Origin of the sequence: Catellatospora coxensis (genome assembly GCF_016862635.1) — a bacterium.
In the GTDB taxonomy this organism is placed as follows: Bacteria; Actinomycetota; Actinomycetes; order Mycobacteriales; family Micromonosporaceae; genus Catellatospora; species Catellatospora coxensis.
Genome location: NZ_BONI01000006.1, coordinates 14,910 through 34,183 on the forward strand (window position 1 = coordinate 14,910; position 19,274 = coordinate 34,183).

Sequence of the window (19,274 nt, forward strand, 5' to 3'; positions counted from 1 at the left end):
TCAACGGTCCTGCGGTGCCGTCACGGTGCCGCGGGCGCGCCGTCGCACTTGATCAGCATGACCTCGGCCGGGGCGAGGCTGAGCGGCTGCCCGCGCTCGATCTGCTGCTCCGAGAGCAGGTCGACGCCGGTGGCGCAGGCCGGCACCTCGACGGCGACCGCCGCGTGGTTGAGCAGGAACAGCAGCCGAGTCCCGTCCGGGGCGACCCGCACGGCGGTCTCCAGGTCGGCCACGTCGGCGTAGGGCCCGACGAGACCATGCCGGTCCAGCACCTGCCGCATCACCCAGGACACGCCGTCCTGCTCCAGACCGGCGGCGACGTACCAGCCGTGGCCCGCCCCGAACGTGTTGCGCGTGACGGCGGCCGTGCCGGCGTAGAAGTCGGCCCGGTAGGTCCCGACGACGTCGGCTCCCTGCGGGATGACCAGCTCGAACAGCAGCCGCGACGCGACTTCGAGTTCCTCGCCGCCCGCCGACAGCCGCACCGGGTTGACCACGTCGGCCTCGCGGGCGTCCCACTCGTCGACCCGTACCCCCATCAGGGTCCCGAGCGGGCCGGGCACGTCCGTCAGGAACGCGTTGTCGTCCTCGTCGACCCGCCCCGACAGGAACGTCGTCACCACCGAGCCGCCCCGGGCCGCGACCATCTCCAGCCGCTGCGCCAGATCGCCCTTGACCATGTGCAGCGCGGGCGCGACGACGACGTCGTAGCCGCTCAGGTCGGCGGTCACCGGCACCACGTCCACGTCGGTCCCGGCGTCCCACAGCGCCCGGTGGTAGGCCAGCACGACCTGCTGGTAGCGGACCAGCCGGGACGGCCCGTCGGAGATCTCCAGCGCCCACCAGCTGTCCCAGTCGAACAGCAGCGCCACCCGAGCCGGCGTCCGCGCGCCCAGGCTGACGCCGCCGAGCCGGGACAGTTCCGCGCCGAGCTGCGCGACCTCGCCGAACACCCGGGTGTCGGCCCGGCCGGCGTGCCCGATGACCGCGCCGTGGTACTTCTCGCTCGCGCCCCGCGAGGCCCGCAGCTGGAAGTACAGCACCGCGTCCGCGCCGTGCGCGACGGCCTGCCAGCTCCACAGCCGGTTGATCCCGGGCCGTTTCAGCGGGTTCACGTCGCGGCACGCGGTGCAGCTCGGGGTCTGCTCCATCAGCCAGAACGGCTGCCCGTCCTTGAGGCCGCGCATCAGGTCGTGGGTCAGCGCCATCCGGGCCGCGGAACGGTCGTCGGGCGGGTAGTTGTCCCAGGACGCGAAGTCCAGGTGCGGGGCCCAGCGGTGGTAGTCCAGCGGCCGGTACATGCCCATGAAGTTCGTGGTCACGGGGGTGTCGGGGTCGGACTCGCGGATCGCGGCCTTCTCGTCGGTGAAGTTGGCCAGCATCGCGTCCGACATGAAGCGCAGGTAGTCCAGGGTGATGCCCTGGAAGGCGGTGTGGTCGGGGCCGCGCCAGTGCTCGGTCAGCGCCGACGGGGCCTCGATCTCGTCCCAGCCGGTGAACGTGTGCGACCAGAACATGGTGCACCAGGCGTGGTTGAGCCGGTCCAGGGTGCGGTACTTGTCGCGCAGCCAGTCCCGGAACGCGGCGGTGCACAGCTCGCAGTAGCAGGCCCCGCCGTACTCGTTGCCGACGTGCCAGGCGACCACGGCCGGGTTGGCGGCGTACCGGGCGGCGATGCGGCGGGCCAGCTCGGCCGACAGCCGCCGGAACACCGGCGAGCTGGGGCAGGAATTATGGCGCTGGCCGAACCGGTGCCGGCGGCCCTCGAAGTCGACGCGGGTCACCTCGGGGTGGGCTCGGGCCAGCCACGCCGGGTGCGCGCCGGTGCCGGTCGCCAGGCACACGTCGCGGCCCTCGGCGGCGGCGCGTTCCACGATCGCGTCCAGCGTCGTGAAGTCGTACACGTCGGGCGCGGGCTGGGTCAGCGCCCAGGCGAACACGCCGACGGTGACGGTGTCGACGTGCGCGAGGTCGAACAGCTCGTGGTCCTGCGTCCACACGTCGCGCGGCCACTGCTCGGGGTTGTAGTCGCCGCCGTAGCCGATCTTCGAGGTGACGGGCAGGGTCATGCCGTGAACTCCATCCGGATCTGGCCGACCATCGGGCGGCAGTTGCGCAGCAGCACCAGGACCAGCACCGCGCCGAACAGGGTGAGCACCGCCTCGGACAGCAGCACGGTCAGCCCGGCCGCCGCGACGAGCAGGCTCAGGTTGCCGAGGGTGACGGCCGGGCGGCGGACGAGGAAGTACGACGCGAGCCGGGCGGCGTCGCGGACCCGGAAGTCGAACAGCGACGTGATCACCAGCAGGTTCGTCGCCCACAGCGCCGCCGCGACGACGAGCACCACCAGCAGCCCCGCCCACCAGCGGGGCACCGCCGCGGCGTCGAGGTGGGCCAGGTTGACCGCGACGACGGCCAGCCACAGCAGCAGCGGTGCCCAGACCCGCAGCACCGGCCCGGCGTTGAGCCGGTAGCCGCGCCAGAACGCGGTGGCGGGCGTGAGATCGGCGAGGTCGGAGCGGTGGTGGTGCAACGCGTACAGGGCGGCGGACAGGGCCGGGCCGAGCGGCAGCGCGCAGGCCGCGTACAGCGGGATGTTGGCGGCGTCGCGGGCCAGCAGCACCAGCGGCACCAGACCGGGCAGCGTCGTCAGCAGGAGCAGCAACTCCACGACCAGCAGCGCGTAGACCAGCGCGGCCGCCCGTGACAGCACGCCCTGCCCGAACCGGGCGGTCTCAGCCATCACCGCGCCCCGAGGGCTGCGGGGCGGGGCGGCTCAGGCCGAGCAGGCGGTCGTCGTCCCACCAGGGCGGGGTCTCGTCGACGACCGGGGTCAGCTCGACCAGGGTCACCTCGTGCCGGGCCAGCACCAGGTCCAGCTCGACGCAGCCGCCGGCGCGGGGCAGGGAGCGGTGGCTGCGCACCGGTTCGGCGGCCTCGTACAGGTCGGCGAGCTGCCGGGTGCCGGGCGAGGCCGGGCGGCCCATCTCGCACCACGCCGCCCAGGCGTTGCCCGCCTCCTCGCTGACCGAGGAGCGGCTCAGGTACACCGACGCCGTGCCGGGTCCGCCGACCGGGATCGACAGCCGCACCGTGTGCCCGTCGACGGGCGGCCCGCCGGTGACGTCGACCGGGGCCCAGGCCAGCACGGTGACCCGGCCGGTGTCGTCGCGGGTCACCAGGTGGTCCGCGCCGCGGGTGAGGACGTGTGCGCCCATCCGGGCCATGAACGCGTACAGGTGGTAGGTGGGTTTGCGCAGCTGCCGGTGGGTGAGCAGGCCGAAGCCGCCGTGGAACAGCGACGTCGGCACACCCGCCTCCTCGAACATGTCGCTGAACGTCCAGTACGAGAACGAGTCGACCAGGTCGCCGCCGTTGGCCAGCACCGGCGCGAGGTACGCGGCGTGCAGGGCCGTGTCGTGCACCGGGTTGTCGGGCCGGTAGGACGAGTTGAACTCGGTGATGTGCACCGGCAGCCCGGCCAGCGCGGTCGCGGCCAGCAGCTCGCGAGGGGTCGCGAACTGTTCCAGCAGCCGCTCGGCCGGGGCCAGGGTCTGGTGCACCCCGAACGGCACGTGCTGGGCGGGCCCCGAGGTGTACGCGTGCTTGCTGACGAAGTCGACGGGCACCCCGCGCCCGTCGGCGAACTCCGCGAACGGGATCAGCCAGTCGTCCGCCCCGGGCGAGATCGCCGGCCCGCCGACCTGCAGCGACGCGTCGACCGCCTTGACCGCGTCGGCGCTGACCTCGTACAGCCGGTGGTAGGCGTCGCGGTCGGCGCCGGCCCAGAACTCCTTCAGGTTCGGCTCGTTCCACACCTCGATCGGCCAGGTCCGCACCTGCTCGATCCCGTACCGGTCCACCAGGTGCGACACGGTCGCCTTGACCAGGTCGGCCCACTGGCTCCAGGAGCGGGGCGGGGTGACGTTGCCGGCCCACCAGAACACGGTCTGCTCGCCGGAGGCCAAGGCGGCGGGCATGAACCCCAGCTCAAGGAACGGCTTGATGCCGAGGTCGAGGTAGGCGTCGATGACCTGGTCGACGTACGTGAACGCGTAGCGGGTGCGGGCCGCGCCCTGGTACTCGTACGGCCGGTACACGCCGACGCCGTCGGACAGCAGCCCGTGGCCGCGGATGTGCCGGAAGCCGATGTCGCGCTGGATCATCGCCAGCGAGTCCTGGTAGTCGCGCCGCAGCGCCAGCTCGAACCGGCCGGTGCCGACGCAGAACCGCCAGGCGTCGGTGAGCCGGCCGGAGGCGGTCTCGGGTACATGGATGCGCATGGCGGTTCCTCACCGTCGGTGCGAACGGCCCGGCCGCGCCAGCGCGCGACCGGGCCGGGACTCGGGTCAGCCCCGCTGCTTGGCGAAGCGGTCGTACGCCTTGTTCACGAGCTCGATGTAGGCGTCCATGTTCTTGGCCTTGAGCTCGGCGACGTAGGCGTCCCACTCGGACAGGTCGCGCTGGCCGAGGATGAACTTCAGCGTCATCTGGGCGACGTGGTCCTTCAGCGGCGTCTCCCACAGCGTGGCCTGCTCGGCCTCGGCGTCCTCGTACGGGTGCGGCGGCGGCACCGGCAGGATCTTCCGGGCGTCCATCGCCTTCTGGTACTCCAGCTCCTCGGCCGAGAACGTCGACTGGAGCAGCTGCGTGGTGCCGCCGTAGGCGAACACGCCGTTGCCGAAGCCGAAGTCCTTCTGCAGGTGCTTGGTGGCGGTCGGGTTGAGCTTGACGTAGTCGACGTCGGGCGCGAGCGTGAACTTGCCCGAGGCGTCCTTGCTGTAGGTGGTGCCGGGCACGCCCCACTTGGCGAACTCCTGGCCCGCGTCGGAGTAGTACAGCCAGTCGATGAACTGCATCATCGCGACGAAGTTCTTGCTCTCCCGGGCCTTCTTGGAGATCATGACGCCGTTCTCCAGCCGGCTGCCCGCCTTGACCTCCCCGGCCGGGCCCGTCGGCTGCGGGATCTTCACCATGGTGGCCTTGGGCTGGGTCGCGGCCATCGTCGGCCGGTACTTGTTGACCAGCTCCTGCGCGTTGGCGCTGATCACGAACGACTTGCCGGTGGCGAGCTTCTGGATCGCGGTGTCGTCGTCCTGGGTGAAGCTCTCCGGGTCGAGCAGGCCCTCCTTCACCAGCTTGTTCAAGTAGGTGACCATCTGCTTGTACCCGTCGGTGGCGCCGGTGAACACGAACTTCTTCGCGCTGGCGTCCCAGTAGTCGTTGCGGTAGCCCCAGCCGCCGTTGGTGCTGAACGCCTGCGACATGTAGTTGAACAGCGAGCCGCCGGGCGTGGGCTTGCTCCACCGGTCCGACATCGGGTACTGGTTCGGGTACGCGGCCTTCATCGCCTTGAGCATCGTGTACACCTCGTCCCAGGTCTTGGGCACGGTGAGGTTGAGCTGGGCGAGGATGTCGGTGCGCACGCCGAGCGAGTAGTCCGTCCAGACGTTCTCGTGCAGGCCGGGCAGCAGGTAGAACTTGCCGTCGAGCTGGCGCAGCTGGTCGATGTCAGGCTGCAGGTTCCACTTGGCGATCTTGTCCTTGAGGTTGGGCATCAGGTCGAGGTAGTCGCTGACCGGCAGGATCGACCCCGACGCCACGAACGGCGTCTCCTGGCCCGGGTAGGTCTTCGGGATGATCAGCGGAGCGTCGCCCGCGCCGATGAGCAGGCTGCGCTTCTGCTCGTAGTCCGACAGCGGCACCGCGGTCGGCGTCAGCGTGACGCCCGTGCGCGCGGTCAGCTCGGACCAGAACAGCCACTCGTTCTTGAGCGGATAGTTCGGGTGGTTGTTGTACAGGATCGAGAAGTTCAGCGCCTCGGTGGCCTTGAACTGCGAGTTCACGCCGTAGTCGGCCATCGCGCCGACGCGGTTGCCGGACAGGTCGTCGGAGGTGGGTTCGTCGCCGGTGCACCCGGCGAGGGACACGGCGAGCAGCGCGGCCGCGAAGGCCGCGACGCGTCTGCGGGAGCGGGTTGCCATCAGAAAGCGCCTTTCCGGTTGGAAGTGGAAGGTTCGACTTGCGACCGGTTCACCCCTTGACCGCCCCGAGCATCACGCCGGACACGAAATACCTCTGGACGAAGGGGTAGACCAGCAGGATCGGCACGACGGTGAGCACGATCGTCACGGCCTGGATGTTGGCCGCCGTTTGCAGATCGGCGTCGGCGGCGCCGACGGAACCCGCGCCGGTCGCCCCGGCGATGAGGTTGCGCAGGTAGACGGTGACCGGGAACAGGTCCGACTGGTCCATGTAGAGGAAGGCCGAGAACCACGAGTTCCAGAACGCCACCGCGTAGAACAGCACCATCGTCGCGATCATGGCCTTGGACAGCGGCAGCACGATGCGCCACAGGATGCGGTAGGTGTCCAGGCCGTCGACGGCGGCGGCCTCCTCCAGCTCGGTCGGCATACTCTCGAAGAACGCCTTCATGACCAGCAGGTTGAACACGCTGATGGCGTTCGGCAGCGCGATCGCCCACACCGAGTTCTTCAGCCCGAGGCTGGTGACCAGGATGTAGTTCGGGATCAGGCCGCCGGAGAAGAACATGGTGAACACCGCGATGCCGACCAGCGCCGAGCGCCCGCGCAGTTGCTTCTTGGACAGCACGTACGCGTAGCAGGTGGTCAGGGTGATCGCGACGGCGGTCGCCACGACCGTGTAGAAGACGGTGTTGCGGTAGTTGGCCCAGAACATCTCGTCGGCCATGACCAGCTTGTACGTGTGCAGGTTGAACCCGCGCGGCACCAGGCTGACCTGCCCGGCCCGGATGTACGCCTCCTGGCTGAGCGAGCGGGCCACCACGTTGACGAACGGGTACAGCGTCACGATCACCACGAGGGTCAGCACGACCGCGTTGACGGCCTGGAACACCCGGTAGCCGCGGGTGACCTGCATACGGCGGCGTCTGGTCACCACAGGCTCGTCCCCACCGCGCGGCGGGCGATCAGGTTGGCCGCCAGCACCAGCGTCAGGCCGATGACGGCCTCGAACAGGCCGATCGCGGCGGCGTAGCTGAAGCTGTTGGACAGCACGCCCATCCGGAACAGGTACGTGGAGATCACGTCGCCGGTGGGGTAGGTCAGCGGGTTGTACAGCAGCAGGATCTTCTCGAAGCCGACCGCCATGAACGTGCCGATGTTCAGGATCAGCAGCGTGATCATCGTCGGGCGGATGCCGGGCAGGGTGACGTGCCAGGTCTGCCGCCACCGGCCGGCCCCGTCGATGCGGGCCGCCTCGTACAGGTCGGAGTCGATCGTGGTCAGCGCGGCCAGGTAGAGGATGGTGCCCCAGCCGACGGTCTGCCACGCCTCCGAGGACACGTAGATGGTCCGGAACCACTCGGGCTGCTGCAGGAACGGGATCGGGTCGCCGCCGAACGCCCGTACCACCTGGTTGACCGTGCCGTCGACGGACAGCAGCTGCATCACCATCGCCGCGACGATCACGACCGACAGGAAGTGCGGCAGGTAGGACACCGACTGCACGAAACGCTTGAGCCGGCGGCTGGTCAGCTCGTTGAACAGCAGCGCCAGCACGATCGGCAGCGGGAAGCAGACGACCAGGCTCAGCACGCCGAGGATCAGGGTGTTGGTGAAGACGTTCCAGAACGTCGGGTCGTTGAGGAACATCTCGACGTAGCGCAGGCCGACCCAGTACTCCCCGAGCGGGTTGCCGCCGGGCTGGAACTTACGGAACGCGATGACGTTACCGATCATCGGCAGGTAGCGGAACACCGCGAAGAACAGCAGCGGCAGCACCGCCAGCGAGTACAGCTGCCAGTCCCGGCGCAGCGCCCGCCGCCAGGTCAGCCGCCGGGGACGCAGCGGCGGCGCGGGAATGGGAGGCGGTTTGCCCACCTCCGGTGTGGACCGCGGCGGGTCCAGCGTCCCGGGCACGCTCATCGGAGGACCTCCCCTGTTCAAACCGAAGCGATGGCGTACGGCACGCCGCCGTCCATGGCGGACGGCGAGAACCGGACTTCGAGTTTCACCGAAAGTTTCGGAAATATTGCGTTACCTGTGCCGGGCAACTTAAGCGCCCCACCCGGACGTGTCAAGGGCTGCTGAAGTGCTGACGCAAACGGTTGCAGTGCGTGACCATCCGGAGAGGACCATCAATCCCGGCGAGCCGCTCCACCGAACACTCTGGCCGAAAGTGCCGATCGTGGTGGTAGAGTCCGCTCCGAAACTTCCGAGGCAAACGGCGAGGCGACACATGACGAAGGCCCGTCCGAGCACCGGCTCCGGCACGGTGACCATCGCGACCATCGCCGACGAGGTCGGCGTCTCCACCGCCACCGTCTCCAAGGTCCTCAACGGCCGCCTCGACGTCTCCGCCCTGACCAGGGCCCGCGTCGAAGCCAGCCTCGAACGCCACCGCTACCGCCGCCGCGCCCGCCGCCAGCCCACCGGCGCGGGCCAGATCGACCTCGTCTTCCACGAGTACGACTCCGCCTGGGCCATGGAGATCATCCGCGGCATCGAGACCGTCACCGTGCCCGCGCGCATCGACGTCGTGCTGTCCCAACTCGACGGCCGGCACCGCCCACCCCAGGAATGGCTCGACGCCGTCGTGGCCCGCCGCCCGCGCGGCGTGCTGCTCGTCCAGTGCCACCTCACCGAAGCCCAGCGCCGCCAACTGCAACGCCGCGCCATTCCGTTCGTCGTCATCGACACCGACAGCGCCACCTCCGCCTCGGTGCCCACCGTCGGCGCGAACAACTGGAGCGGCGGCCTGCTCGCCACCCGCCACCTGCTCGAACTCGGCCACCGCCGGATCGCCGTCATCTCCGGCCCGCAGGACGTGCTGTGCAGCCGCGCCCGCACCGCCGGATTCCGCGCCGCCCACGAGGAAGCCGGCATCCCCGTCGACCCCGACCTCGTCCGGCACGGCACCTTCTACGTCACCACCGGCCATGAGCACGCCCTGGACCTGCTCAACCGGCCCGACCGGCCCACCGCGATCTTCGCCGGCTCCGACATGCAGGCCATGGGCGTGCTCCGCGCCGCCCGCCGGCTAGGCCTGCACGTGCCCGACGACCTGTCCGTCATCGGCTACGACGACCTGCCCGTCGCCGCCTGGACCGACCCGGCCCTCACCACCATCCGCCAGCCGCTGCGCGACATGGCCGGCGCGGCCGCCCAGATGCTGCTCGACCTCGCCGACAAGACCGGCCCCGCGACCAGCCGCATCGACCTGGTCACCGAACTCATCGTCCGCGAGACGACCGCCCCACCCGCGCACCTGCGCCCGACTCCCGGCGCGGACCCCGAGCCACCGTCGCGCCCGACCCCTCGGTGAGGAAACATGCCCCTGTTCGACCTGCCGCTCGACCGGCTCCGCGACTACACCCCCGACGTCGCCGAACCCGCCGACTTCGACGAGTTCTGGTCCGCCACGCTGAAGGACGCCGCCGCCCACCCCCTGCGCGGTGACGTCAGCCCGGTGCGGACCGGCCTGCCCCTGCTCGACACCTGGGACGTCACCTTCGGCGGGTTCGGCGGCGACCCCGTACGCGCCTGGTACACCCGGCCCGCCGGGGTCGACACCCCACTGCCCGCGGTCGTCGAGTACGTCGGCTACGGCCGCGGCCGCGGCCTGCCCCACGAGCGCCTGACCTGGCCCGCCGCCGGGTACGCACATCTGCTGATGGACGCCCGCGGGCAGGGCGGCCAGTACGGCAGCGGCGGCGACACCCCCGACCCGCACGGTGGCGCGCTCGGCGGCCCCTGGCCGGCGACCCGCGGCATCCTGGACCCGCACGACTACTACTACCGACGGCTGATCACCGACGCCGTCCGGGCCGTCGACGCGGCCCGCGCGCTGCCCGGCGTCGACGGCCGGGTCGTCGCGACCGGCAACAGCCAGGGCGGCGGCCTGGCGCTGGCCGTCGCGGGACTCGTACCCGACCTCGCGGCGCTGGTCACGACCGCACCGCTGCTGTGCGACGTGCAGCGCGCCATCGAGATCACCGACGCGCCGCCGTACGGCGAGATCGTGAACTTCCTGGCCGTACACCGGGAAGCCGAGGTCGCCGTCCGGCGCACGCTGTCCTACGTCGACGGGGTGGCATTCGCCCGCCGCGCCGTCGCGCCCGCGCACTTCGGCACCGGGCTGCGCGACAACGTCTGCCCGCCCCGCGGCGTGTTCGCCGCCCACAACCACTACGGCGCCGCCAACGGCCGCCCGGAGCGCCCCGAACGGGAGATCCACGCCTACCCGTTCAACCACCACGAAGGCGGCGAGGCCTACCAGGTGCAGCGCCAGCTGACCTGGCTCTCCTCGGTGCTGCGCCCGGAGACCGCCGGCGCCTGAGCGCCGGCGGTCGGGGTCTTGGACAGGGCGGGGATCAGGCCGCGACCATGCCGAGCATCTGCTTGATCTGCTCGGTGCGGGACAGGGTGATGCGGTTGGCTAGGTCTTTGACCTGGGGGTTGGCACCGCCGTCGGTCTCCATGCGGGCCATCTCGACGGCATTGTGCTGGTGGCCGATCAGCAGATTCAGGAACGTCGTCTGGAACTGGCTGCCGGTGGCCTTGCGCAGCGCCGCCATCTCGTCCGCGCCGGTGATCGGCAGGCCGCCGTGCGAGGCGTGCGCGTTCGGGTGGTGGTCGGCGGTGGTCGTCTCGCCCCAGCCGGTCAGCCAGCCCTGCATGACCTCCAGCTCGGTGGTCTGGGTGACCTCGATCGCGCCCGCGAGCATCGCCACCTGCTCGCTGGTCCCGCGCGTACGGGCCAGCTTGACCATCTCCAGGCCCTGCTGGTGGTGGGTGACCATCATCTGCAGGAACATCACGTCGGTCGCGTTGAACGTGGCATCAGCCTTCGGCGCGGTCGGCACCTGGTAGGTCGTCTGCTCGGGAGCGGCGGTGCCGCAGGCGGCGAGCAGGGTGAGCGCTGCGGCGGCCAGCGCGACGCGGAACTCTCTCATCGTCGGGGTCCTGTTCGGAGACGGCGTGACCGCCGGGGCGGGGGTGCGGGGAGGCGGAGTGGTGCCCGGCGGGCCGCACGGGGGGACGGCCCGCCGGAGGCTCGTCAGATCGGCAGCCAGAGCGCCAGCGTGTAGTACGAGGGCTCCCACGTGACGATCGAGGTGTGCGACTGCCGGCAGCGGTACCGCACGCCCTGGTAGGTGACCTCGTCACCGGTCCGGTAGGTGGTGCCCGGGGCCCACTGCGCGCCGCCGGGCACGGTGCCCGTCGGGCGGGGCGTCGGCGAGACCGCGGGGCTCGACGGCCGCACCGTCGGCCGGGTGCTCGGGCGGGCGGTCGGCGACGCGCTGGGCCGGGCCGTCGGCGACGGGGCGGCGGTCGGCGACGGGCCGCCTCCGCCGACCTGCAGGTCGATGCAGTTGTAGAAGGCCATCGGGGTGTCGCCGATGTTCCAGATCGCCAGCAGCTTCTGCCGGCCGCTGAACCCGGCCAGGCTCACCTGATGCGACACGGTCGCGTTGGGCTGGCGTCCGCCGTCCTCGAAGAACGCGATCCGCCGGCTGCCGATGTAGTACTCCCAGCTGCTGGTGGAGTGCCGGGCGGTGAGCACCCAGTTGAACGTCACCGAGGAGCCGACCGAGGTTGCGGGCCAGTTGCGGCTGTCGTCGTTCAGCACGGCGAACTGCGCCAGCCCGCCGTGGCAGTTGCGCTGCCCCTTCGGGCCCTCGACGCTCTGCGGCTCGTACTGGATCGGCCCGCAGTCGCCGACCCGGCCCGACGCGCACAGCGCCTGGCGGCTCGGCGGCGACGAGACGTACCCGTGAGCGGACGCGGGCGAGGCGATCGCCAGTGACGCGGTCACGAGACCCAGCGCCATCAGCGGGTAGGCGACCAGTCTTCGCATGGGGTGAACTCCGTTCCTGCCGGGGGCACACGCGGCCGGCAACCCGGCTCGCGGGGCGGCGGCGTGCGGCGGTGACCGCGGTGCACGGCCGATGCGGCAAACGCTACGGAGGACTCCCTTGTGGAGACCTTAAACAGCCCACAAGATCCGCATAAACCTCGGCGGCCCGGGTCGGCTACCCGACTCGGGCGGGTGACGTCGGCCGGAATCGGTTTGCGGGCCGCCGGATCGGGTAGGGCCACACGATGGGCAGAATGCTGGGCGCCCGGTACCGGGTCGACGAGGAGATCGGGCACGGCGGCATGGCGACCGTGTGGAGTGGACAGGACCTGCGCCTGCGCCGCCCGGTCGCGGTGAAGATCCTGGACCCGGCGCGGTTCGCCGACCGGGCGACACGGCAGCGCTTCTGGCGTGAGGCGCAGGCCGTCGCCGCGCTGCCGCACCCGCACATCGTCGCGGTGTACGACGTCGCCGTCGAGGCCGCCGAGGCGTACGTGGTGATGGAGCTGGTCGACGGGCCCAGCGTGCACGCCCTGCTGCAGGACGGCCCGCTGCACCGCGACCAGGCCGTCGGCATCGCCGTGCAGACCTGCGCCGCGCTGGCCGCCGCGCACTCGGCCGGCATCGTGCACCGCGACGTGACCGCGGCGAACCTGCTGGTCAACTCGTCGGGCGTGGTCAAGGTGTGCGACTTCGGCATCGCCGCCTGGCAGGAGGCGGCCTACCCGTCGCTGGTCGCCGGCACCCGCGGCTACACCGCACCCGAGCAGGCCGCCGGCGGCCCCGTCGACGCGCGCACCGACGTGTTCGGGCTCGGCTGCTCGCTGTACGCGATGCTCACCGGCGCTCCCCCGCCGGCCGGGCACGACGGCGAGGGCGTACGCGACGACCTGCTGCGCGCCGGGGTGCCCGAGCCGCTCGCGGAACTCGCCGGGCGGCTCACCGCGGCCGACCCCCGGCACCGCCCGGGCAGCGCCGAGCAGGTCGCCGCGCAGCTGCTGACGATCGGCGAGACGATCGTGCCCGACCCGTACGCGACGGCTCAGCTGTCGGACACCCTCGTGTCCGCGCCGGTGTCGCCGTCCGGAACCCGGCCGGCCCCGGGCACCCTGGTCGGGGTGGCCGCTGTGCCGCCGCCCCGGCCCGCGCGGCCCGAACCCGCCCGCAGGCCCGTCCGCCCCACGCGGCCCGACCGCTGGTTGCGGCCGGTGCTGTGGGCCACGGCGGGCGTGGTGGCCATCGTGGCGGGGCTGATGCTGATCGTGCTCGCCTCGGCCGGCGCCCCGCCCAGCGACGCCGCCGTGGCCGCGCCGTCGAACGCGCCGGGCGCCTCGAACGCGGCTGACGCGCCCCGGTCGGAGCCGTCGGCCACCCGCCCCGCCGACCCGCTCGCGCAGTTGCGGCAGGAGATCGACCGGCTGGCGCGGGCGGGCGGGATCGCCGACAAGGACGCCGCCGAGCTGCGCAAGCAGGTTCAGGACATCGAGAAGCGGCTGCGCCGCGACGGCGACGACGAAGCCGCCGACAAGGCCCGCGAGCTGCTGGCCAAGCTGCGCGACATGCGCGGCGACGGCGACCTCTCCGACGGCGCGTACCAGGTCCTCGAGCCGATCGTCGGCCGCCTCACCGCCACCCTCTCCGACGACACGTGACGCCGCAGCTCACAGCGTCGCGAGGATGGGAAGGGCACCTTCTACAACGCATAGCGATAAGAAGGTGCCCTTCCTTCGTCACGGCTGGTGGAGCGTCCTAGGAGGATGGGGTGGTGGCTTGGGCTCGGGTGGTGAGGGCGGCGGCGACGAGGCGGGCGGCGGGGCTGGGTTCGTGGCGGCCGCGGCGGTGCATCAGGTCGAGGCGGCGGGCGCCGACCAGCGGGGTGGTGATGGCGCGTACGGCGGGGTGCTGCTCGGGCAGGGCCAGGGCGGGGACCACGGCGGCCGCCAGGCCCGCGGCGACGACGGCCAGTGCGGCGGGGAACTCCAGGCACTCGTGCCGGCGGTCGAGGGTCAGGCCGTGCTGGGCGCAGACGCGATCGAGCACGCGGCGTACGGCGGTGTCGGGCGGGCCGTCCACCCAGGGGCGGTCGCGCAGCACGTCGAGGTCGCTGACCGGGCCCCAGCGGCGGGGCACGACGATCCGGTAGGGGTCGTCGAACAGCTTCACGGTGCGCAGTCCCGCCGGATCGCGGGCGGGTGCGGCCGCGTCGGACTCCGTGATCAGCAGGTCCAGCTCGCCGGTACGCAGCGCGGCGCGCCCCGGCTCCGGTTCGTACTGCCGGATGCGCAGCGCCACCGCGGGCGCGCTCTCCCCCAGCTCGGCGGCGACCGGCACGACCAGGTGGCGGATCGCGGTCGGGAACGCGCCCACGTTCACCGGCCCGGCCACCTGGCCGGTGAACGCGGCCAGCTCGTGCTCCGCGGCCGCGAGCACCTGCCCGAGCTTCGCGGCGTGCCCGGCGAGCATCCGCCCGGCCGGGGTCAGCCCGGCGGCGCGCCGCCCGCCGAGCTGCGAGCGGTCGAGCAGGGTCACCCCGGTCTCCGCCTCCAGCCGCGCGATGTGCTGGGACACCGCCGACGGGGTCAGGTGCAGCACGGACGCGGCGGCGAGCACGCCGCCCGCGTCGGCGACGGCGCGCAGCACGGCGAGGCGGCGCGGGTCGATCTGCATTCAGTCAGGCTACATGCCGCGTGAAGAGATCGTCGCTTGTGCTGTATGCCGACATCGGCGGATCATGGAGGCATGACCGAGTACCGGGCGTCCTTCGACGCGGACGTGACCTTCTCCAACGGCGGCGGCCTGCAGGTCCAGGGCTTCCGGCTGGACGTGCCCGGCCCGGACGTCACCGCCGACGACCTGGCCGCCCTGTTCGTCAGCCACCTCGGCCTGCTGATGGTCGGCCAGGTGCGGCTGTCGGGGGTCGAGGTGTTCACCGAGGCGCACAAGGGATCGCGGGGCGGCCCGTCCGCCGAGGCCGCCACCGGGCCGGGCACCCGGCTGGTCGACCTGAGCCACGTCATCGAGGCCGGGATGACCACATACCCGGGGCTGCCGGGGCCGGAGATCCTGCCGCACCTGACCCGCGCCGACTCGCGCGGCGTCTACGCCGAGGGCACCGAGTTCACCATCGACCGGATCAGCATGCTGAGCAACACGGGCACCTACGTGGACAGCCCGTTCCACCGGTACGAGGGCGGCGTGGACCTGGCCGGGCTGCCGCTGGAGTCGCTGGCCGACCTGCCCGCCGTCGTGGTCCGGTTGACCGGCGCGGCCGAGCGGGCGATCACCGCGCAGGCGCTCGCGCCGTACGACGTCGCCGGCAAGGCGGTGCTGCTGCACACCGGCTGGGACCGGCGCTGGCGCACCGCCGAGTACGGCGTCGCCGCGCCGTACCTGACCGAGGACGGCGCGAACCACCTGGTCGCCGCAGGGGTGAAGCTGGTCGGCATCGACAGCGTCAACATCGACTGCACCGACGGCAAGACCCGGCCCGCGCACTCGATCCTGCTGCACGCGGGCGTCCCGGTCCTGGAGCACCTGACCGGGCTGGGCGAGCTGCCCGTGCACGGGGCCCGGCTGCACGCCGTGCCCGCCCCGGTGCGCGACTTCGGCACGTTCCCGGTGCGGGCGTACGCGCTGGTGCCGCGATGAGCGCCCGGGTTCGGCCGTGAGCGTCGGGCTGCTCGTCGAGGTGGTCGGCTGGCTGGGGGCGGCCGCGCTGCTGCTGGCGTACGGGCTGCTGTCCAGCGGGCGGATCGCCGCGGGCACGACGTACCAGCTGCTCAACCTCGCCGGGGCGGTGGCGCTCGCGGTCAACGGCGTCGTGCACCGCGCGCTCCCGTCGGTCGCCGTCAACGTCGTCTGGCTGGTCATCGGCCTGGCCGCCCTGCGTGGCCTCGCCACCCGCCGACCCGCCCGACAGCGCACCGAATCGCACGACGAGCCTGCTCAGCCCGGCCGCTGAGAGGGGAAGGGCACCTTCTACAACGCGGAGCGTTGTGAAGGTGCCCTTCCTTCGTTCCGGGTGGCGCGGGTGGTGAGGTGGCGGCGTTCGGGGAGGTTGGTGGCCAGGGCGGCGGCGGCGCGGTAGGCGATGGCGGCCGCGGCGTGGTCGCCGGCTTGTTCGAGCAGGTGGGCCCGGGTGGCCAGGAGGCGGTGGTGGTTGGTCATGCGGGAGTCGCCGTCCAGGGTGGTCAGGAGGTCGAGGCCCGCCTGAGGGCCGTGGACGTGGCCGACCGCGACGGCGCGGTTGAGGGTGACGGCGGGGCTGGGGGCGACCTGTTCCAGCAGGGTGTAGAGGGCGAGGATCTGGGGCCAGTCGGTGTCGGCCATGGCGGGGGCCTCGTCGTGCACGGCGGCGATGGCGGCCTGGAGCTGGTACGGGCCGACCAGGCCGCGGGGTAGCGCCTCGCTGACCAGGGCCACGCCCTCGGCGATGCGGGCCCGGTCCCACAAGCGCCGGTCCTGCTCGGCCAGGGGGACGAGGCCGCCGTCGGGGGTGGTGCGGGCGGGGCGGCGGGCGTCGGTGAGCAGCATCAGGGCGAGCAGGCCCGCGACCTCGGCGTCGTCGGGCAGCAGGCGGCGCAGCCAGCGGGTGAGCCGGATCGCCTCGTCGGACAGCTGCGGGGCGGTGAGGTCGGGGCCGGCCGTGGTGGCGTACCCCTCGTTGAAGATCAGGTAGAGGACCTGCAGCACGGCCCGCAGCCGGCCGGCGCGCTCGGCGGCGTCCGGCATCGCGAACGACCCGCCCGCCGCCTGCACGCTCGCCTTGGCCCGGCTGATGCGCTGCGCCATCGTCGCCGTCGGCACCAGGAACGCCGTGGCGATCTGCTCGGTGCTCAGACCGCCGACCGCGCGCAGGGTCAGCGCGACCTGGCTCGGCGCGGCCAGCGCCGGATGGCAGCACAGGAACAGCAGCGTCAGCGAGTCGTCGCGGTCGGGCTCCGCGTCGGCGGGCGCGCCGACCAGCGCGGACTGCGGCGTGGCCAGGCTGACCGTCTCCTCGCGGCGGCGGCGGGCCGACTCGCTGCGCACCTCGTCGAGCAGGCGGTGCGCGCCGACCGTGATCAGCCAGCCGCGCGGGTTGTCCGGCACCCCGTCGGCCGGCCACTTCTGCGCGGCGACCAGCAGCGCCTCCTGCACCGCGTCCTCGCAGGCGTCGAACATGCCGTAGCGGCGCACCAGCGCGCCGAGGACCTGCGGCGCGAGTTCGCGCAGCAGGTCCTCGACGCGCCGGTCGACGATCACAGGTCGTTGCCCGGGGCCTCGTGGAGCACCGGCCACAGCTCGACCGGGTCCTTGTCGGTCCACGGCATGTCCGCCGCGATCTCCTCCGCGCGCTGCTGGCTCTCGCAGTCGAGCAGGTAGAAGCTCGCGATGTACTCCTTGGTCTCCAGGTAGGGCCCGTCGGTCACCGCGGGCTGCCCGTCGACCCGGCGCACCAGCCTGGCCGCCACGGCGTCGGAGAGCCCGTACGCACCCAGCAGCTCGCCGGTCTCCTTGTACTTCACGTTCCAGGCGTCCTGCTTGGCGACCTCCGCCGGGAACTCGTCCGCCGGGATCGACGCCCACTTCTCCTGGTTGCCGTAGATCAGAAGCAGGTACTTCATCGTGGTGTTCCCTCCGGTCCGGCGGGCCCCGTCGGCCCGCCCTCATCTCACGGACGGAGCCGGCACGCCCGTCTCTACATCCACGGGGAGATTCTTCCAAGATTTTTTTAGCGGGTACGGGCCGATCACTGTTTCCGCAGGTCGTAGCGCCAGTCGTTGCTGCGCATGAGGCTGCCCGGCGGGTACTCGAAGTCGTACGGCCCGACCAGCTCGAACCCCGCCTTGCGGCAGATCGCGTTCGACGGCACGTTGTCCACCCCCGGGTACGCGTGCAGCCAGCGGTGCCGCCCGTCGGCCCGCGCCGCCTCGATCAGCGCCCGCGCCGCCGCGACGGCGATGCCCCGGCCCTGGAACTCCGGCAGCACGCTCCAGCCGGTCTCGTACACCTGCTCGCCCTGCCACTCCCGGTCCCAGTGGCCGATGGTGCCGACCGGCTCGCCCGTCCCCGCCAGCGCGACCCGGAACATGCGGCCGTTCGGCAGCGCCAGGTAACGCTGGTGCCGCGCCAGCACCTTCTCCTCGGTCTCCGGACCGCCGAGGTGCTTCTTCATCTCCGGCGTGTTGACCCGGCGCAGCAGGTCGAGATCGTCGTCGGACCACGGGACGAGGCGTACCAGTTGATCAGTCACGCCGTCCACCCTGCCCCCACCCTGCGACATCCGGCTACAGCGCCCCGGCCCCCGCCTTGACCAGCGCCGCCGCCGAGCTGACCACCAGCGCGCCCAGCACCATCCGGCGGAACGCCGCCGCGTCGAAGCGGGCGAACACCCGGTTGCCCAGCCAGCCGCCCAGCGCCGCCGCGGGCAGGCCGACCGCCGCGACCAGCAGCGCCCGGGTGCTCAGCAGATCCGCCACCAGGAACCCGGCCACCGCGACCGGCGACACCGCGGCGAACAGCACCGCCAGCGTGGCCCGGAACGCGCGCGGCTCCAGCCGCATCGCCTGCAGCGCCGCCACCAGCGGCGGGCCGTTCGTGGCGGTGGCCGTGGTCAGCACCCCGGACAGCAGGCCCGCGCCACGCAGGGTCCAGCCGCCCGGCGCGATGTGCCAGCCCCGCCACACCACCACCGTGCAGCCCAGCGTCACCAGCGCGATCGTGGCCACCAGCGCGCCGGACGGCAGCAGCCGCAGCGCCAGCACGCCCACCGGCAACCCCGCCAGCACCCACAGCAGCAGGCGGCGGGCCGCGCCGGTGTCGACGTGGCGGCGGTGCCCGTACGCGTTGACGGCATTGAGGCAGAAGCTCACCATCGTGGCCGCGACCACGGCGGGCTGCGGGTCGACGATCATCGCCAGCAGCGGCACGGCGACCAGGGAGAAGCCGAAGCCCGAGATGGCCTGGGCGAAGGCCGCCACGGTGAGCACCAGGAAGGCGAGCAGGTACAGGGTCACGGGCGGCACCGTACCCGCAGCGTGACCCCGCCCGCGCTTCCCGTGAACAGAATGTGAACCAGTCCCCACCCGGCGGGCCCGAAACTCGGGGGACTTAGATCAAGATCACTGCTACCGTCGCCGTCATGACAACGCTGGTTCAGGTCGACCTGAGATCCGGAAACCGGATGCTGACGTGCTGGGTGGAGCCCAAGGTCAGAGTCGGTGACCGGATCACGCTGAAGAGCTCCGAGGAGCCGCGCCGCCACTGGGACGTGCTCCGCGTCGGAGCGCCGCACGCCGCCACCGACATCCGCCGCGGCTGGAACGGCGACCTCAAGCGCGGCTGGCGCGAAGCCCGCTGACCCCGCCGCCGCACCTTCGCGGCATCGGATTGGTGATCACTGTTTGAGGTCATGATCTGCGGTCGGACCGCAGATCATGACCTCAAACGAC

19 protein-coding genes are annotated in these 19,274 nt (G+C 72.1%); 6 read left to right on the forward strand and 13 right to left on the reverse strand.

What is annotated here, in order from left to right; genetic code table 11:
* Positions 1 to 20 precede the first annotated feature (20 nt).
* The 6 genes from Cco03nite_RS04715 to Cco03nite_RS04740 form a co-directional block, all read right to left on the reverse strand.
* Positions 21 to 2,069: a beta-galactosidase gene (locus Cco03nite_RS04715; RefSeq protein ID WP_203688826.1), complete on the reverse strand. Its 2,049-nt coding sequence runs from the start codon at positions 2,067 to 2,069 to the stop codon at positions 21 to 23.
* A complete protein-coding gene (locus tag Cco03nite_RS04720; RefSeq protein ID WP_203688827.1) occupies positions 2,066 to 2,743 on the reverse strand; it encodes a YesL family protein in 678 nt (225 codons plus the stop codon). Before Cco03nite_RS04720 ends, Cco03nite_RS04715 begins: the two co-directional genes overlap by 4 nt.
* Positions 2,736 to 4,283: a GH39 family glycosyl hydrolase gene (locus tag Cco03nite_RS04725; protein WP_203688828.1), complete on the reverse strand. Its 1,548-nt coding sequence runs from the start codon at positions 4,281 to 4,283 to the stop codon at positions 2,736 to 2,738. Before Cco03nite_RS04725 ends, Cco03nite_RS04720 begins: the two co-directional genes overlap by 8 nt.
* Positions 4,284 to 4,349: 66 nt before the next feature.
* Positions 4,350 to 5,984, reverse strand: coding sequence for an ABC transporter substrate-binding protein (locus Cco03nite_RS04730; RefSeq protein ID WP_203688829.1), 1,635 nt, complete (start codon positions 5,982 to 5,984; stop codon positions 4,350 to 4,352).
* A 49-nt stretch (positions 5,985 to 6,033) separates the two neighbouring features.
* The gene (locus Cco03nite_RS04735) at positions 6,034 to 6,918 is read right to left on the reverse strand and encodes a carbohydrate ABC transporter permease (RefSeq protein ID WP_239167118.1); all 885 of its coding nucleotides are present in this window, start codon (positions 6,916 to 6,918) and stop codon (positions 6,034 to 6,036) included.
* A complete protein-coding gene (locus Cco03nite_RS04740) occupies positions 6,915 to 7,907 on the reverse strand; it encodes an ABC transporter permease (protein WP_203688830.1) in 993 nt (330 codons plus the stop codon). The genes Cco03nite_RS04735 and Cco03nite_RS04740 overlap by 4 nt, the downstream gene beginning before the upstream one ends.
* A gap of 313 nt (positions 7,908 to 8,220) precedes the next feature.
* Between Cco03nite_RS04740 and Cco03nite_RS04745 the strand changes: the two genes are divergently transcribed.
* A complete protein-coding gene (locus tag Cco03nite_RS04745) occupies positions 8,221 to 9,306 on the forward strand; it encodes a LacI family DNA-binding transcriptional regulator (RefSeq protein WP_203688831.1) in 1,086 nt (361 codons plus the stop codon).
* 6 nt (positions 9,307 to 9,312) lie between these two features.
* A complete protein-coding gene (locus Cco03nite_RS04750; protein ID WP_203688832.1) occupies positions 9,313 to 10,320 on the forward strand; it encodes an acetylxylan esterase in 1,008 nt (335 codons plus the stop codon).
* 34 nt (positions 10,321 to 10,354) lie between these two features.
* On the opposite strand, the gene Cco03nite_RS04755 is transcribed toward Cco03nite_RS04750, so the two are convergent.
* Positions 10,355 to 10,936 carry a DUF305 domain-containing protein gene (locus Cco03nite_RS04755; RefSeq protein WP_203688833.1) on the reverse strand — a complete coding sequence of 194 codons (582 nt, stop codon included), beginning with the start codon at positions 10,934 to 10,936 and terminating at the stop codon, positions 10,355 to 10,357.
* 104 nt (positions 10,937 to 11,040) lie between these two features.
* Positions 11,041 to 11,841 (reverse strand): lytic polysaccharide monooxygenase, encoded by an 801-nt coding sequence (locus Cco03nite_RS04760; protein ID WP_203688834.1) that lies wholly within the window; start codon positions 11,839 to 11,841, stop codon positions 11,041 to 11,043.
* Positions 11,842 to 12,095: 254 nt separating this feature from the next.
* Here Cco03nite_RS04760 and Cco03nite_RS04765 point away from each other — a divergent pair, with 254 nt between their 5' ends.
* Positions 12,096 to 13,493, forward strand: a complete 1,398-nt coding sequence (locus Cco03nite_RS04765) for a serine/threonine-protein kinase (protein WP_203688835.1) — start codon at positions 12,096 to 12,098, stop codon at positions 13,491 to 13,493.
* 97 nt (positions 13,494 to 13,590) lie between these two features.
* Here Cco03nite_RS04765 and Cco03nite_RS04770 read toward each other — a convergent pair whose 3' ends face one another.
* Positions 13,591 to 14,508 carry a LysR family transcriptional regulator gene (locus Cco03nite_RS04770; RefSeq protein ID WP_203688836.1) on the reverse strand — a complete coding sequence of 306 codons (918 nt, stop codon included), beginning with the start codon at positions 14,506 to 14,508 and terminating at the stop codon, positions 13,591 to 13,593.
* Between the two features lie 72 nt (positions 14,509 to 14,580).
* Here Cco03nite_RS04770 and Cco03nite_RS04775 point away from each other — a divergent pair, with 72 nt between their 5' ends.
* Both Cco03nite_RS04775 and Cco03nite_RS04780 read left to right on the forward strand, forming a co-directional pair.
* On the forward strand, positions 14,581 to 15,489 hold the full coding sequence (locus tag Cco03nite_RS04775) for a cyclase family protein (protein WP_203688837.1): 909 nt from the start codon (positions 14,581 to 14,583) through the stop codon (positions 15,487 to 15,489).
* Positions 15,490 to 15,505: 16 nt separating this feature from the next.
* Positions 15,506 to 15,802 (forward strand): CBU_0592 family membrane protein, encoded by a 297-nt coding sequence (locus tag Cco03nite_RS04780; protein WP_203688838.1) that lies wholly within the window; start codon positions 15,506 to 15,508, stop codon positions 15,800 to 15,802.
* Positions 15,803 to 15,819: 17 nt separating this feature from the next.
* On the opposite strand, the gene Cco03nite_RS04785 is transcribed toward Cco03nite_RS04780, so the two are convergent.
* From Cco03nite_RS04785 to Cco03nite_RS04795, 4 genes are all read right to left on the reverse strand, one after another.
* Positions 15,820 to 17,085, reverse strand: a complete 1,266-nt coding sequence (locus Cco03nite_RS04785) for an RNA polymerase sigma factor (RefSeq protein WP_239167119.1) — start codon at positions 17,083 to 17,085, stop codon at positions 15,820 to 15,822.
* Positions 17,082 to 17,447, reverse strand: coding sequence for a YciI family protein (locus tag Cco03nite_RS42190; RefSeq protein ID WP_239167120.1), 366 nt, complete (start codon positions 17,445 to 17,447; stop codon positions 17,082 to 17,084). Before Cco03nite_RS42190 ends, Cco03nite_RS04785 begins: the two co-directional genes overlap by 4 nt.
* Positions 17,448 to 17,572: 125 nt before the next feature.
* The gene (locus Cco03nite_RS04790) at positions 17,573 to 18,076 is read right to left on the reverse strand and encodes a GNAT family N-acetyltransferase (protein WP_239167121.1); all 504 of its coding nucleotides are present in this window, start codon (positions 18,074 to 18,076) and stop codon (positions 17,573 to 17,575) included.
* Positions 18,077 to 18,110: 34 nt separating this feature from the next.
* Complete coding sequence (locus Cco03nite_RS04795; RefSeq protein WP_203688841.1) at positions 18,111 to 18,839, reverse strand: sulfite exporter TauE/SafE family protein; 729 nt, start codon at positions 18,837 to 18,839, stop codon at positions 18,111 to 18,113.
* A 125-nt stretch (positions 18,840 to 18,964) separates the two neighbouring features.
* On the opposite strand from Cco03nite_RS04795, the gene Cco03nite_RS04800 reads away from it, so the two are divergent.
* The gene (locus tag Cco03nite_RS04800) at positions 18,965 to 19,183 is read left to right on the forward strand and encodes a hypothetical protein (protein WP_196279752.1); all 219 of its coding nucleotides are present in this window, start codon (positions 18,965 to 18,967) and stop codon (positions 19,181 to 19,183) included.
* Positions 19,184 to 19,274: the final 91 nt, after the last annotated feature.